The organism is Mycobacterium dioxanotrophicus, from assembly GCF_002157835.1.
Classification (GTDB): Bacteria; Actinomycetota; Actinomycetes; order Mycobacteriales; family Mycobacteriaceae; genus Mycobacterium; species Mycobacterium dioxanotrophicus.
Map to the genome: position 1 here is coordinate 7,248,566 of NZ_CP020809.1, position 16,022 is coordinate 7,264,587.

The 16,022-nt window shown below is 67.8% G+C and carries 10 protein-coding genes; 7 read left to right on the forward strand and 3 right to left on the reverse strand.

Translation table 11 applies throughout. The annotated features are described in order from the left end of the window. Positions 1-24 precede the first annotated feature (24 nt). The 5 genes from fadD12 to BTO20_RS35040 all read left to right on the forward strand — a co-directional run bounded on the left by fadD12 (position 25) and on the right by BTO20_RS35040 (position 8,390). Positions 25-1,593, forward strand: coding sequence for an acyl-CoA ligase FadD12 (gene fadD12, locus BTO20_RS35020; protein WP_232491301.1), 1,569 nt, complete (start codon positions 25-27; stop codon positions 1,591-1,593). Beyond that, a complete protein-coding gene (locus BTO20_RS35025; protein WP_087080898.1) occupies positions 1,586-2,833 on the forward strand; it encodes an alpha/beta hydrolase in 1,248 nt (415 codons plus the stop codon). Before fadD12 ends, BTO20_RS35025 begins: the two co-directional genes overlap by 8 nt. Before the next feature lie 109 nt (positions 2,834-2,942). After that, positions 2,943-3,464, forward strand: a complete 522-nt coding sequence (locus tag BTO20_RS35030) for an Lrp/AsnC family transcriptional regulator (RefSeq protein WP_087080900.1) — start codon at positions 2,943-2,945, stop codon at positions 3,462-3,464. Further along, positions 3,461-4,822 (forward strand): FAD-binding oxidoreductase, encoded by a 1,362-nt coding sequence (locus tag BTO20_RS35035; protein WP_087083140.1) that lies wholly within the window; start codon positions 3,461-3,463, stop codon positions 4,820-4,822. Before BTO20_RS35030 ends, BTO20_RS35035 begins: the two co-directional genes overlap by 4 nt. Before the next feature lie 106 nt (positions 4,823-4,928). Further along, the gene (locus BTO20_RS35040) at positions 4,929-8,390 is read left to right on the forward strand and encodes an indolepyruvate ferredoxin oxidoreductase family protein (RefSeq protein WP_087080902.1); all 3,462 of its coding nucleotides are present in this window, start codon (positions 4,929-4,931) and stop codon (positions 8,388-8,390) included. A gap of 79 nt (positions 8,391-8,469) precedes the next feature. Here the strand turns inward: BTO20_RS35040 and BTO20_RS35045 are convergent, their stop codons facing one another. Both BTO20_RS35045 and BTO20_RS35050 read right to left on the reverse strand, forming a co-directional pair. Further along, entirely contained in the window at positions 8,470-8,664 is a 195-nt protein-coding gene (locus BTO20_RS35045) for a ferredoxin (protein WP_087083142.1), read from the reverse strand. 90 nt (positions 8,665-8,754) lie between these two features. Further along, positions 8,755-9,936 carry an ROK family transcriptional regulator gene (locus BTO20_RS35050; RefSeq protein ID WP_198344182.1) on the reverse strand — a complete coding sequence of 394 codons (1,182 nt, stop codon included), beginning with the start codon at positions 9,934-9,936 and terminating at the stop codon, positions 8,755-8,757. Between the two features lie 194 nt (positions 9,937-10,130). On the opposite strand from BTO20_RS35050, the gene edd reads away from it, so the two are divergent. Continuing rightward, entirely contained in the window at positions 10,131-11,960 is a 1,830-nt protein-coding gene (gene edd, locus BTO20_RS35055) for a phosphogluconate dehydratase (protein ID WP_087080905.1), read from the forward strand. Continuing rightward, positions 11,957-12,583: a bifunctional 4-hydroxy-2-oxoglutarate aldolase/2-dehydro-3-deoxy-phosphogluconate aldolase gene (eda, locus tag BTO20_RS35060; protein WP_087080907.1), complete on the forward strand. Its 627-nt coding sequence runs from the start codon at positions 11,957-11,959 to the stop codon at positions 12,581-12,583. Before edd ends, eda begins: the two co-directional genes overlap by 4 nt. A gap of 65 nt (positions 12,584-12,648) precedes the next feature. Here eda and BTO20_RS35065 read toward each other — a convergent pair whose 3' ends face one another. After that, the gene (locus BTO20_RS35065) at positions 12,649-15,975 is read right to left on the reverse strand and encodes a serine/threonine-protein kinase (protein ID WP_087080909.1); all 3,327 of its coding nucleotides are present in this window, start codon (positions 15,973-15,975) and stop codon (positions 12,649-12,651) included. Between the last annotated feature and the right edge of the window lie 47 nt (positions 15,976-16,022).

Below are 16,022 nucleotides of genomic sequence, written 5' to 3' on the forward strand. Positions count from 1 at the left end.
GGTGCCGCCGGTCTGGCCAACACCATGCGCCGTTCGGGGCTGCTGACCACACTGCGCCCGGACAAGTATCTGCGGATCGCAGCCATGATGGCGCGCGAAAACATGAGTGTCACATCAGGTTTCGCGAGTTCTGCGCAACGCTGCCCGGATCGGGCGGGCCTGGTCGACGAGCTGGGCACGCTGACGTGGCGCCAGCTGGACCAGCGCGCCGATGCGCTGGCGGCCGCGCTGCAGGCCCTTCCTGCCGGCGCACCGCAGGTGGTGGGCGTCATGGCCCGCAACCACCGTGGTTTCGTGCTGTCGCTGATCGCCGCCAACCGCATCGGCGCCGACGTGCTGCTGCTCAACACGTCGTTCGCAGGTCCGGCCCTCGCGGAGGTGGTGACGCGAGAAGCCGTCGACGCCATCATCTTCGACGAGGAGTTCACCGCGACGGTGGACCGTGCCCTGTCCGACCGGCCGACCGCCGCACGCATCGTGGCGTGGACCGACACCCATGCCCACGAGGCCACCGTGGCCAAGTTCGTCGACGAGTTCGAGGGCAAGCAGCCGCAGCGGGCCACCGGCAAGAGCCGAGTCATCCTGCTGACCTCGGGAACCACCGGAACCCCGAAGGGCGCCAGGCATTCCGGTGGCGGCCCGGAGGTGCTCAAGTCGATCCTGGACCGTACGCCGTGGCACGCCGAGGAGCCGGTGGTGATCGTGGCCCCGATGTTTCACGCCTGGGGCTTCTCGCAGTTGGCCTTCGCGGCGTCGATGGCCTGCACGATCATCACCCGGCGCAAGTTCGACCCGGAGGCCACGCTCGAGCTCGTCGACCGGCACCGCGCGACCGGACTGTGCGTCGTACCGGTGATGTTCGACCGGATCATGGATCTGCCCGACAATGTGTTGCGCCGCTACGACGGGCGCTCACTGCGGTTCGCCGCGGCCTCCGGTTCGCGGATGCGGCCCGACGTCGTCACCAAGTTCATGGACCGGTTCGGCGACGTCATCTACAACAACTACAACGCCACCGAGGCGGGCATGATCGCCACCGCCACCCCGGCTGATCTGCGTGCCGCGCCCGACACTGCTGGTAAGCCTGCGGAAGGCACGGACATCCGCATTCTCGACGCCGACTTCACCGAACTCCCGGCCGGTGAGGTGGGCACCATCTACGTCCGCAACTCGACGCAATTCGATGGCTACACCTCCGGTAGTACCAAGGACTTCCACGACGGCTACATGTGCTCGGGCGACGTGGGATACCTCGATGATGCCGGCCGGCTGTTCGTGGTGGGCCGCGACGACGAGATGATCGTGTCCGGCGGCGAGAACGTCTACCCGATCGAAGTGGAGAAGGTGCTCGCGGGCCATCCCGATGTCGCCGAGGCTGCGGTGATCGGCGTCGACGACGAGCAGTTCGGCCAGCGCCTGACGGCCTTTGTGGTGCTGACCAATCCGGTCACACCCGACGAACTGAAAACGTACGTGCGCGAGAATCTCGCGAATTACAAAGTGCCACGGGAGATTACCGTGCTCGATGAGCTACCTCGCAACAACACCGGCAAGATCGCCCGCCGTGAACTGCAGGAGCGTGCCAATGGGTAGGCGCAGCGCGGTGCTCAGTGCCGCCGCCGAAGTCGCGAACGCCGCCAACGCGGTACGTCCGTTGATCCGCAGAGGTAACGGCACCCTGCTGGCGTTCGCGTTCGGATGGCCGACCTCGGAGAACGCGCCGCTGGTGATCACCGGCTCCATGCTCGACGCGCTGCGCCGGGTGATCCGCGGTGACCACCGCACGGCTTCGGGACGAATCTCCTTGCTGCTCAAGGCCGTATCGTGGGCGCTTCTGGTGTTGGTGCACCGGCGCGGCGTGCAGTCCCGGCCGTCGTTCGAGACGCCGCTGCGCGACGCTCTCGGTGCGGATTACCGCGAGGTGGCCCGGGCCGGGCGGCCCGCCGGGGTGTGGGCGACCTCTCGGATCCGTCGCCGGTATGTCCAGCAGACGGTGAAATACGGTCCGCACAAAGCCAATCTGGCCGACATCTGGCGGCGCGCCGACCTGCCGCGGGACGGTAAAGCGCCGGTGCTGCTGCAGGTGCCCGGCGGCGCGTGGATGATCGGCGACCGCAGGCCGCAGGGCTATCCGTTGATGGGTCAGCTCGCCGAACAGGGCTGGATCTGTGTGTCGATCGGCTACCGGGTCAGCCCGAAGTACCCGTGGCCCGACCACATCATCGACGTCAAGCAGGCGCTGGCCTGGGTGAAGGCCAACATCGCCGAATACGGCGGCGACCCGGAATCGGTGTGCATCACCGGCGGATCGGCCGGTGGACACCTGGCGGCGCTGGCGGCTCTGACACCCAACGACCCGAAATGGCAGCCGGGCTTCGAGGATGCCGACACCTCGGTGGTCGCGGCGGTGCCGATCTACGGCCGTTACGACTGGTTCAGCAGGACGGGCAACGGCCGCGGCCAGTTCGTCGACGCGCTGCAGCGGGTCATCGTCAAGCTCCCGTTCGCAGGCAACGAGCAGCTCTACCACGACGCGTCGCCCATCACGCTGGTTCATCCGGAAGCACCTCCGTTCTTCGTGCTGCACGGCACCAGCGATTCGCTGATCCCGGTCGACGAAGGCCGCGAGTTCGTCGCGGCTCTGCAGGAAGTGGCGACTGCGCCGGTGGTCTACGCCGAGATCCCGCACGCCCAGCACGCATTCGACATTTTCGGCTCCCCGCACGGGCACTACACCGCCGATGCCGTCGAGAAGTTCCTGAACTGGGTGCTGGCGCAACGCGAGATGTCCCGCGTCTCCTCGGGCGCCGGAGAGGCGTCGGAGCACCGCTGACCGGCACGCTGCGGAGATCCTTCACGTCGAGACCACCCGCCCCCTACAGTTGGTGGGTGTTTCCGCACTGGACGCTGTCGACCCTGAGCACGTCCCGGTGAACTGAACCGTGATCAGCCTCGACCAACTCGACTCAGACTTGATCGACCTGCTCGGGCGCAACGCCCGCATGGGCGTCGCCGAACTGGCGTCGCATCTCGGCGTCGCGCGCAACACCGTCCAGTCGCGGCTGCGCCGGCTGGAGGAGAGCGGGCTGCTGCGGGGCTTCCGGCCCGACATCGATCTGGGCGCCGCGGGCATCGCGGTGCAGGCTTTCATCGCCCTGGAGGTGCAGCAGGGCCGTCTGTTGCGCATCGCCGAACTGCTCACGGCCATACCGGAAGTGCTGGAGATCCACGTGACCACCGGTCGAGAGGATCTGCTCGCCCGGGTCGCGACGGAAACCCAGGCGGGGCTGCAACAGCTCATCGAGCACATTGTCGGGATTCCGGGTGTGGTGCATTCGAGCACCACCCTGACCTTGACCACGCCGCTGAGCTACCGGACGCAGCCGCTGCTGCAGAAGCTGACCAAGACGCGCGGGTGGGGCCGGTCGACGCCCGCACCGCGCGACGAGGAGCCGTCGTCATGACGCCGATCGAGTCCTTGGCCGCGGCCCTGCCTGCAGGCGCGGTGCTGCGCGACCCCGATGTCATCGAGCGATACCGGAGAGATTCCGCGGCGGACCCGACTGCGGGCACGCCGCTGGCCGTGGTGCGCGCGACCTGCACCGAAGACGTGCAGGAGGTGCTGCGCTGGGCATCGGCACACGCCGTCCCGGTGGTACCGCGCGGTGCCGGTTCCGGATTGTCCGGCGGTGCCGACGCAGTGGACGGCGCCATCGTGCTCAGCACCGAACGCATGCGGAAGATCCGGATCGACGTGGCCACCCGTACCGCGGTGGTACAGCCGGGTCTGACCAACACCGAGGTCAAACTGGCTGCCGCCGAACATGGTCTGTGGTACCCGCCGGATCCGGCCTCGGTCGACATCTCGTCGATCGGCGGCAACGCGGCCACCAACGCCGGCGGCTTGTGCTGCGTGAAGTACGGCGTGACCGGCGATTACGTGCTGGGCATGCAGGTGGTGCTGGCCGACGGTACTGCCGTGCGCCTCGGCGGACCGCGCCTCAAAGACGTTGCGGGCCTGTCGTTGACAAAACTGTTCGTCGGTTCCGAAGGCATCCTTGGCGTCATCACCGAACTCACGCTTCGACTCATCCCCGCCCAGTCTCCTGCGTCGACCGTGGTGGCCCTGTTCGGCTCGGTGCACGCCGCCGCCAATGCCGTCGTCGCCATCACGGCAATGCTCCGCCCGGCGATGCTGGAATTCATGGACCACGCCAGCATCAACGCGGTCGAGGATCACATGAAGATGGGACTCGACCGGTCGGCGCAGGCCATGTTGTTGATCCAGTCCGACGCGCCAGGGGCCGCCGCCGACGAGGTGGCCACCATCTTGGCCGAATGTGAGAAATGCGGGGCAACAGAGGTTTTCGCCACCGACGATCCGGCCGAGGGCGCGGCGTTCACCGCGGCCCGGCGAGCGATGTTCCCGGCGGTCGAGAAACTGGGCAGCCTGCTGCTGGAAGACGTCGGGGTTCCGATACCGCAGCTGCCTGCCATGGTGACCGGGGTCGAGGACATCGCCGACGAGTGCGATGTGCTCATCTGCATGGTGGCCCACGCCGGGGACGGCAACACCCACCCGGTCATCGTGTTCGATCCCACTGACGCCGACGCCACCGACCGGGCGCACCGCGCGTTCGCCCGCATCATGGAGCTGGCGATCGACCTCGGCGGCACCATCACCGGTGAGCACGGCGTCGGACGGCTCAAGCGCGACTGGCTGCCTGCGCAGCTCGGCGACGACGTGATGGCACTGACCCACCGCATCAAAGACGCGCTCGACCCCCACGGAATCCTCAATCCCGGCGCCGTGCTGCGCTGAGCAATCCGCTCAGCTGGCGATGTGACGGCTACCACAGATTTGACCATCCTGCTCAGTTGCGAGCGCTTGTGTTGACCATGGTGATGAGCTCGGTGATCGTTATCTGGTGACCCAACTCGACGACGCCCCAAGAGTTTCGGCGAATCTGGCCAGCCGCTACCGGGTGGACTCCGGACCTGTGTTGCTCACCGGCGTGCAGGCGGTGGCACGCCAGTTCGTCGAACAACACGCGCGCGACAGGCGCGCCGGACGGACGGTGGCGACGTTCGTATCCGGATATCCAGGCAGCCCCTTGGCCGGGTTGGACAAGCTGCTGGCCGGTATCGACGGGCTGTCGCAGCACCACGATGTGACGCTGGTGCCGGGGATGAACGAGGAGTTGGCGGCGACGTCGGTGTGGGGCAGTCAGTTGGAGCTGCCGCAGGACACCCGAACGCATGACGGTGTCGTCGGGGTCTGGTACGGCAAGGGGCCGGGGTTGGACCGCGCCACCGACGCGTTGCGGCACCTGACCGTCTACGGCGCGCATCCGTCCGGCGGCGTCCTGTTGATGGTCGGTGACGATCCGGCGGCGAAGTCGTCCACGGTGCCTGCCTCCAGTGAGCGCTCACTGGCCGCGATGAACATCCCGGTGCTGTTCCCCCGCAACGCCGAGGAGATCATCGGCTTCGGGCTGTACGGCGTCGCGCTGTCCCGGGTCTCGGGCTGTCCCGTCGCCCTCAAGCTCAATGCCGATGTGGCAGATGGCCTTTGGACGGTACGGCGGGACTACGCGGACTTCGCGATCACGCTACCGGACCTGCAGTGGCAGGGCAGGCCGTGGACCTACCGGCAACGGGTCATGGCGGCTCCGCCGGACAGCGTGCTCGCCGAGGCCGACCTCTACGGTCCGCGCTGGGCGATGGTGCAGGCGTTCAACGCCGCCAACGACATCGACACCGTCGAGGTGAACCCGGCGGAGGCGTGGCTGGGCATCGTCGCGGTCGGAACCGCCTACGACGCCCTGCGGCAGACGCTCGACGAACTCGGGTTGCACGAGGACGATCTGGATCGGCGCGGAATCCGGATACTGCGCGTGGGGATGCCTTACCCGCTCGGCGCCGACCGGATCCGCCAGTTGGCGCGCGGGGTGGACACGGTGTTGGTCGTCGAAGACAAGACGACGTTCGTCGAAACCCAGGTGATACAGGCACTTTACGATCTCGACGACCGCCCGCAAGTGATCGGCAAGCTGGACGGCGCCGGACTCCCCCTCGTCCCCGCCGACGGTGAACTCACGGCCGCGCGTCTGCTGCGCCCGCTGCACCGGATACTGCATCCGCGCATGCCCGTGGCGCCGCTGCCGCCGCCGCGGCTCGAGCTCACCCCCTTGACCACGACGCGTACCCCGTACTTCTGCTCAGGATGCCCGCACAATCGGTCCACGGTTGTTCCCGACGGGTCGCTGGCGGCCGGTGGAATCGGATGCCACACCCTGGTGACGATGTCGGCGCGCCCGGAATCCGCCGTGATCGGGTTGACCCAGATGGGCGGCGAGGGGACCCAGTGGATCGGGCAGGCGCCGTACGCCGGCGTCAAGCACATCTTCCAGAACATCGGTGACGGAACGTATTTCCACTCCGGGCAGCTGGCTGTGCAGGCCTGCGTGGCCGCCGGCGTCAACATCACCTACAAGATCCTGTACAACTCGGCCGTCGCGATGACCGGCGCGCAGGACGCCGAGGCCGCACTCGGGGTGCCCGCGCTCACCCACAAGCTGAGCACCGAAGGGGTCCGGCGGATCATCGTGTGCGCCGAGGACCCCACACGGTACCCGGCGAGCAGTCTCGCGTCCGGAACCCTGCTGTGGCATCGGGATCGGCTCGACGAGGCGCAACGGATCCTGCGCGACACCGAGGGCGTGACGGTCCTGATCTACGACCAACAGTGCGCGGCCGAGGCACGGCGCAAACGCAAGCGGGGTCTGCAACCGGTGCGCCGCACGCGGGTCGTGATCAACGAGGCCGTGTGCGAGGGCTGCGGAGACTGCGGCGTGAAGAGCAACTGTCTGTCGGTACAGCCGGTGGAAACCGAGTTCGGCCGCAAGACCCGCATTGACCAGACCAGCTGCAACACCGATTACAGCTGCCTCGACGGCGACTGCCCGTCGTTCGTCACCGTCGAACTCCCGGAACACCAGCAGCGCACGGAGCGTAGGACTCCGGCGTTGCCCGACCTGACCCAACCACCGGTGACCCGACCGGCGTCGACCTGCAACATCTTTCTGGCGGGCATCGGTGGGACGGGCATCGTCACCGTCAACCAGGTGCTCGGCGTCGCGGCCCTGCAGGCCGGGTTGCACGTGCAGGGGCTGGACCAGACGGGCCTGAGCCAGAAGGCGGGCCCGGTCACGTCGCATCTGCGGCTCAGCACCGGGCCGATCGCGTCGTCGAACCGCGTCAGCCCGGCGACGGCTGATTGCCTGCTGGCCTTCGACCTGCTGACCGCCGCCGACGCGAAGAACCTGCGGTACGCGCACAGCAGCCGTACGGTCGCGGTGGCCTCGACCAGCCGCACGGCCACCGGCGCGATGGTGGCCGATCCGCAGGTGACCCACCCCGACGACCATGCCCTGCTGGACCGGCTCAGTGTGTCCACCCGGGATCTGCTCAGCTTCGATGCACTCGCGGCCGCGGAAACCTTGTTCGGGTCCACCGCCGCCGCGAACTTCCTCCTGGTGGGCGCGGCAGTACAACTCGGCGCGCTGCCCGTCCCGGCGTCCTTCGTGGAGCGCGCCATCGAGCTCAACGGCGTGGCGGTCGCCACCAACGTGGCTGCCTTCCGCTGGGGCCGGGCCGCGGTCTGCGCCCCCGAGGCATTCTCCGAAGCGACCACTCCCCACGCGGCGGAAAGCCGCACCATCCCCGCCCTGCCGGCCGTCGTCGGCTCCCGCATCACGGTGGCAGAACCGTTGCGGCCCTTGGTCGAACGCCGCGCCGCGGAACTCGTGGCCTACCAGAGCCGCACGGTGGCCGCCGAGTACATCGACGTGGTCGAGGCGGTGTGGGCCGCGGAGCGTCGCCTGGGCGCCCGCACGGAGTTCAGCACGGCAGTCGCCGAGGGCTTGTTCAAACTGACCGCGTACAAGGACGAGTACGAAGTCGCCCGGCTGCTCACCGATCCCGCTTTCGCGGCGACCGTGCAGGCACAGTTCCCCGGTGCCACCGACCTCACCTACCGGCTGCATCCACCGGCGCTGCGGGCCATGGGGCGTCGCTCCAAGATCGGGTTCGGGCCGCGCAGCCACCTGGTACTGCGGCTGCTGGCCAAGGGAAAGCGGTTGCGGGGCACTGTCTTCGACCCGTTCGGTCACGCGTCGCTGCGCCGCACGGAACGTGCACTGTTGGCGCATTACCGGGAGATGGTGCTCGGGACGGCCGCGACACTGACCGTCGAGAGTTACGACACCGCGGTCGCCGCGGCGGCCGCTGCCGACCTGGTGCGTGGCTACGAGTCGGTCAAGCTGGGCACCGTCGTCGCCTACCGGGACCGGTTGGCCGAGTTGGGTTTCGAACCACCGGCGGTCTGACGTCAGCCGGCCGCACCGAGACTCACACCAGGGACAAACTTCCCGTCGGATTTGTCCCTGGTGTGAATCTCGATGTCACTCAGTCGGGCCCGCGCCGCAGCGCCACCCGTGGGCATTCTCTGATGGCGCGGGCGGCGAGTTCTTCCAATTCGGCAGGCACCGGGTCCAGCTTGACCACCGAGTAGTCATCCGCATCGAGTTCGAACAGCTGCGGTACGAGGTTCACGCAGATGGCGTTGCCCTCACAACGATCCCGGTCGACTTCGACTCGCACAGCCGCCTCCAGGTATTTATCCAAACGGTAGCTGTAAAAATACCCTTCGTAGAGGCGGAGCACCAGAACTTTGCCGCGTTACGTCGCGGCTCAGGGCAGCGCATTCCCGAGTGCCGCGTCGACGGCACCGGGACTCAGCACATGGTCGAGCGCGGTGATCGCACAACCGACCATGCTGGAGCGTTCCCGGTGGATCGCGGGCATGATCTGCAGTGTGCGGGTGGCCAGCGCAGTAGCGTTGCCGTACAAGGTCTCTCGCAGACCCGCGACGAATACGTCGTAGGCGCCGACCATGTCGCCCGCGACGACAAGGGCACCAGGGTTGAGCAGGTTGACCGCGGCCGCGAGCACTTCGCCGATATGCCGTCCACTCTCGCGGATCATGCGGCGGGCCTCGGCGTCCCCGCTGTGCGCCAGCGTGACGACGTCACGGAGATGCCCCACGGGGTGGCCATCGCGTTGGAGATCGCGAACCAGCGCCCAGCCGCCGGCGATCGCCTCCAGACAGCCGGTGTCGCCGCAGCGGCAGGGCACTCCCGCGGCGGCCGGGGTCTTGCTGTGGCCGAACTCGCCGGCAGCCTGCACCGCGCCGCGCTGCAGCCGCCCACCCATGATGAGGCCCGCCCCCAGGCCGGTCGACGCCTTGACCACGAGCATGTCGTCGAATTCCCCTAGGCCGCCGCGCCTTTCGGCCAGTGCGATGACATTGGCATCATTGTCCATGAGCACGGGCGCGTCGGTGAAGCCCCGGAAGTACGGGGTCAACGGCACGCCGTCCCACCCACCCATGTTGGGGGAATCGAGGCTGGCACCGGATCGCTGATCAACGGTGCCGGGAAGGCTCAGCCCCACCCCGAAGATGCGGGCACCACGGCGTCCGGAGTCGTCGAGCAGGGCATCGAGACGCTTGACGAGATCGGGCATCAATTCGCCGGGGCCGATGCCCGGCTCTTGGTCGATCTCGCTGGATGCCAAGATGTCGCCCGCGAGGTTGCACACCGCGAGCTGCGTGCGGCTGCGGCCGATGGCCGCCGCGAACACCACGCCGGCGTCGACATTGAACATCAGCTGCGCGGCCGGGCGCCCACCGGTCGAGGCCGCCTGGTTCCGCTCGGTCACCACCCCAAGCGATTCGAGGGCAGCCACCCGCGCGGTCACCGCGGTACGTGACAGGCCGGTGATGCGCCCGATCCCGGCCCGGGTGACGGTCCGGTGATCCCGGATCACCGCAAACACTTCCCCCGGGGTCGGAGCTACCGCAGGGAGTGCCATGGCCTCCATTGAAGCAAGACGCCTAGCTCCAGAGCAAAACGTAAGCCTGCCTATTTAGGTATTTGGAATACATAAGTTTGCTTGCCAAAGCCCTAAGGCGGCGGTAGTTTCCCTACTGAACCGATCAAGCTCCATCGAGGAGGATCAGTGATACGACCCGCTCCATACCTGTGCGGCCGGTACGAGGAAGCCGCATGAACGCCGTCAATTCCGTCGTCGCCGCGGTGACCCAGCGGATCATCGAGCGCAGCGCTACGACGCGCGGCGCCTACCTTGAGCGCATGGCCGCCGAAACCCAGCACGGCCCGGCCCGCGGCAGGCTGGCATGTGCCAACCTGGCCCACGGCTTCGCCGCTGCCGAGGCACCTGACAAGAAGGCGCTGCGGCATATCGTCAAACCCAACATCGCGATCGTGTCGTCGTACAACGACATGCTCTCGGCACACAAGCCATTCGAGGACTACCCCGCCCAGCTCAAGGCCGCGGCGCTGAGCGCGGGTGCCATCGCGCAGATGGCCGGCGGCGTTCCGGCGATGTGCGACGGCATCACCCAAGGCCGGGCGGGGATGCAGCTGTCGTTGTTCTCCCGCGACGTGATCGCCATGTCGACGGCAATCGCCCTGTCCCACGACATGTTCGACGCCGCACTGATGCTCGGTGTGTGCGACAAGATCGTGCCCGGCATGCTGATCGGCGCACTGAGCTTCGGGCACCTGCCCGCGATCTTCGTGCCTGCGGGCCCGATGGAGTCAGGTCTGCCCAACGGCGAAAAGGCAAGAATCCGACAGCTTTACGCCGAAGGCAAGGTCGACCGGGAGGCGCTGCTCGACGCCGAGGCGGCCTCGTATCACGGCCGCGGCACCTGCACCTTCTACGGCACCGCGAATTCCAACCAGCTGCTGATGGAGGCCATGGGTCTGCATCTGCCCGGCTCCAGTCTCGTCAGCCCCGACACCCCGCTGCGCGACGCGCTGACCGCCGCGGCCGGCGCACGGGCCGGTGAGATCACCGCATTGGGCGACGAATACACCCCGGTCGGCGAAGTGGCAGACGAACGCGCAGTGGTCAACGGGGCGGTCGCGCTGCTGGCGACCGGTGGTTCCACCAACCACACCATGCATCTGGTCGCCATCGCCCGGGCCGCCGGAATCATCTTGACCTGGAACGACATTGCCGAGTTGTCGGCCGTGGTGCCGCTGCTGGCGCGGATCTATCCCAACGGCAAGGCCGACGTCAACCACTTCCAGGCCGCCGGTGGTATGGCGTTCCTGATCAGGTCCCTGCTCGGCGCCGGGCTCATGCACGACGACGTCCTCACCGTCGTCGGGCCCGGACTGCGTAGCTACACACGAGAGCCGCGACTGATCGACGGGTCGCTGCAGTGGGTCGACGGCGTGTCCGAAAGCCTCGACACCTCAGTGCTGCGGGGCGTCGATGAGCCGTTCGCTCCCGACGGCGGCCTGAAGACGTTGACCGGCAACCTCGGAACGAGCGTCATCAAGACCTCCGCCGTCGACACCGCACACCGCACCGTCACCGCGCCGGCGGTCGTGTTCGACAGCCAGGAGGACTTCCTGGAGGCGTTCAAGTCCGGCACACTCGACCGCGATTTCATCGGGGTGGTCCGCTATCAGGGTCCGCAGGGCCTCGGCATGCCCGAGCTGCACAAACTGACCCCGGCCATGGGTGTGCTGCAGGACCGCGGCTACCACGTGGCCCTGGTGACCGACGGCCGGATGTCCGGCGCGTCGGGCAAGGTACCCGCCGCCATCCACCTGACCCCCGAAGCCGCCGCAGGCGGTCCGCTGGCCAGGTTGCGCGACGGCGACGTCATCACCCTCGACGCCACCACCGGCACGTTGTCGGTCGATGTCACCGCCGAGGAATTCGACTCCCGCCCGGACACCGGGCAGGCCCCGACCGCCGATGAATGGATCGGCACCGGCCGGGAACTTTTTGCCAGCATGCGCGCAGGCGTCGGCCCAGCCGACGAGGGCGCCACCATCTTCAGGAGTGCCGTATGACCATCGAATCCCTGCTCGACCTCGTCCCCGTCATTCCCGTCGTGGTCGTGCACGACGCCGCCGACGCGGTGCCGATCGCCAAGGCCCTCGTCGACGGCGGCCTGCCCGTGATCGAGTTGACCCTGCGTACCCCGGCCGCCCTGGAGGCCATCAAACGCATCGCCAACGAAGTACCCGAGATCCTCGTGGGTGCGGGCACCATCATCGACACGCAGCAGCCTGCGCAGGCCCTGGCCAACGGGGCACAGTTCCTGGTGTCGCCGGGCAGCACCCCCGCGCTGCTGGGAGCCATGCAGGACAGCGGATTACCGCATCTCCCCGGCGTATCCACGGTGTCCGAGGTGCTCCAGCTCCTCGAACACGGCTACACCGAACTCAAGTTCTTCCCCGCCGAACCGGCAGGCGGCGCCCCTTATCTGCGGGCCATCCACTCGCCGGTGCCCGCGGCCCGGTTCTGCCCCACCGGTGGCATCACGCCCGCCAACATGGGCGACTACCTGGCCAGCCCCAACGTGGGGTGCGTCGGCGGAAGCTGGCTGACGCCGGCCGACGTCGTCGCTCGACAGGATTGGCCGACCATCGCCCACCTGGCCCGCACGGCACGGGATCTCGTCTTACTGTGAGCGCCGAGTGGCCAGTTGTGGCACGTCTTCGCCGAAATAGCGTGCACAACTGGCCGTTCGGCGAATCACGTCAGCCCGGCGTCCTGTAGAAGCCGAGTCAGGCCGAGATCGGCGCACCGGGCGACGGCAGGATGGCCGAGGCCTTCGGCTCGGTGTCCGGTGGCCACGAGGGTCTCCGCGACGAGCAACCCGGCTTGCAGGGCAGCCCACGGGCGTTGCGTGCCATCGATTCCGGCGGCCAGTTGCTCGGCCCGCCGCAGCGCCTCGGCATGGTCGTCAGCCGAATCGCTCGCGGCGAGCAACCGCACACCGGAGTCCTCGTCGAGTTCGGCAGTGACGATGGCGATTCCGTCGGTACCGGCCGCCACCGGGCCCGACGCCCGTAAGCGGGCCGCGACATCCGGGGTGACCGGCAGGCCGAGCCGGATCCGCAGATTGGTCATCACCGCGGCCAGCCGGGGTAGGTCGAGCCGTTCGGCGGCCCGCATCCCGTCGGATAACCGGGCGGCCGCGGCATCGAGATCGCCGTCGGCCGCCTTGAGCCGGGCCGCTGTTCCGTACAGCGCGATCATGTAGTCCACCGCGCCGCCTTCGGAGCCCAGTGCGTAGCTCTCCTCGATGATGCGCGACGCCTCAGCCAACTCTCCTGTCTCATAGAGCAATTCACCGAGCAGCGCACCGGCCACCCGCACCGCGTGGGAGTGTGGACCCAGCTCGGCGCCCATCCCATGGGCCTGCCGCAACAAGTCCATGGCTCCCAGGATATCCAGCTGGTGTTTGGCGGCGATCGCATCGAAGCACAGCCGGTACACCGGGGCGAAGGCACCCATCAGGTCGTGATACCGCGCGGCGAACGCCGAGTGCCGCCGCGCCGCCGCGTAGTCGAAACGATAGATCGCCGCGAAGGTGGCGATGTTGCCCGCCACGCCGGCGACACGAGGCGGCAGCGAGTCCGGCCGGGCCAGTACCTCGGCGACCAACGCTTCGATGCGGTCGGTGTGGTCCCCGAAAGCCTCTGCGACACTTCGCACCACGTCGGCGTCGACGCGAAGGTCTGTCTGCAGCGACTCCGGCAGACCGCTGTTCTTCAGGGCCGTCTCGAATCGGTTGAGCGCGGTATAGGTCTCCGCCCGACGCTGCAACAGGATGTTCGCCCAGGCGATGACGAGCTGCAGCGGAGCCCGCGTCAGCACTGCCTGAGCCGGGAGCTTCTTGACGATCGCCAGAAACGTCGTCATCTTGGACTGTTCGAGCAGATAGGTCTCATCCTGCTCGACCAACTCGACCGCATAGTCCGAATCACCCGCGGCCAGAGCATGATCCACGGCCTCGTTGAGGTCGTGGTTGGCGGCGAACCAGGCGGCTGCCGCGCGATGCAGATCGTTGATGACGTCAGGCCGGTCGCGTTCCAGCCGGCGCCGGAGGAATTCGGCGAACATGTGGTGGTACCGGAACCAGGTGCGGTCCTCGCAGGCCCGACGCAGGAACAGGCCACGCCGCTCCACGTCCTCGAGCCGGGCTTGTCCACCGGACACCCCGGCGAGTGCGCCTGCCAGTGCACCGCAGGTCCGTTCGGTGATCGAGGTCAGCATGAGGAAGTCGAGCAGCTCGGGTTCCAATGTGTCCAAGACGTTTTCAGCGAGGAATTCACCGACCACCTCACCGACGATCGCGTCGTGCTCCGCGATGCGGGCCAGCAGGCTCGGGGCGTCGTCTGCCCCGCGCAACGACAGGGTGGCGAGCTGCAGCGCGGCGGCCCACCCGTCGGTCGAGGTGGTCAGCGCCGCGACGTCGGCGGGTGAGAGGTCGAGCTTTCCCACCTCGAGCAACAATGCCCGTGCTTCTTCTACATCGAATCGCATTGTGGTTTCGTTGATCTCGACGAGCTCGTCGTGAATCCTGAGCTTGCTCAGCGGGAGCCCCGAACCCGACCAGCTGGTGACGATGAGCTGCAGGTGATGACATCCGTTGTCGATGAGGAAGCCGAGGGCAGCGATGGTGCGGGCGTCGGACACCCGGTGCCAGTCGTCGATCACGACGGCCATCCGCTCACCGCTGGCATGGATCTCGTCGACCAGGGCGGTCAGCACGTAACGATCGGCGTTCTCGCCGTGCTCTTCCAGCGTCGCCCCCAGCGACTCGGCCAGGCTCGGACGGACCCGGCGGATCGCCTCGACCAAGTGCGCCAAGAACCACACCACGTTGTTGTCGTCCTCGTCGACGGTCAGCCAGCCGACGGCCACACCCGTGCCGGCGAGTTCGTCACGCCACTGGGCCGCCAGCGTGCTCTTGCCGTAACCCAGTGGCGCATGGATGAATACGAGCCTGCGCTCTCCCCCGGCTCGCAGCAGTTCGGTCAGCCGCTCACGATTGACAAGGCCCTTGACCGGGGTCGCGGGCCGGTACTTGGTGGCCGGTGTGGGTGGCGGGGTGACGGTGCGGCGCCGCTCGGCCGACGGCGCGGGCGGTGCCTGCCGTTCGACCCCGAGTTCGACGGGCTTGGCCATCACGTCGACGCCGAGTTTGTTGTGCTGCTGTACGTCGCGCAGGATGTCGCCGAGTTCGGTGACGCTGGCCGGGCGCTCCGCGGGATCGCGGGACATCGCCTGCTCGATGGCGGCGGCCACGTCACCGGGCATACCCCGCTCCCGCAGGTCGGGGATGGGCTGCGAGGTGATCCGCAGGAACTGGGCCACGACCTTCTCGCCCTGTTTGCGTTCGAACGCCGCGTGCCCGGTGAGTGCGCAGAACAGTGTCGCTCCAAGCGAATACACATCGGAGACGACGGTCGGGGCGCCACCTTCGAGAACTTCGGGGGCGGTGAACGCGGGCGATCCGGTGATCAGGCCCGACGACGTCTGGAATCCGCCGGAGACACGGGCGATCCCGAAATCCGTCAGCTGCGGCTCACCATAATCGGACAGCAGGATGTTGCCCGGTTTGACGTCGCGGTGCAGGATGCCTGCACGGTGCGCGGCGTCGAGTGCACCGGCGATCTTCACCCCGACACTGAGCATCTCCACCCAGTCCAGTGGCCCATGCTTGGAGATGAGCGCCTCCAGCGAGCCTTTCGCGTAAAACGGCATCACCAGGTACGGCCTGCCGCCGGAGGTCACGCCCACCTGCATGATGGTGGCGATGTTCGGATGCCCGGACAGCCGGCCCATGGCACGTTGTTCCCGCAGGAACCGGTCGATGTTCTCGTCGTCCAGATCCGAGTTCAGCACCTTGACCGCGACAGTGCGGTCCAACGTCGGCTGGGCGCAGCGGTAGACGACGCCGAAGCCGCCGCGGCCGATCTCCTGCGCCTCTCCGAATCCCTCGGCGGCGAGTTCGGTGGCGAGATCGCCCACATAGCTCTGCCGCGTCGCCAGCGGATCACCCTCGGCCATCGCTGCAATCCTCGATCCGGAATCAGGCCAACTCAGGCCAGATTAAC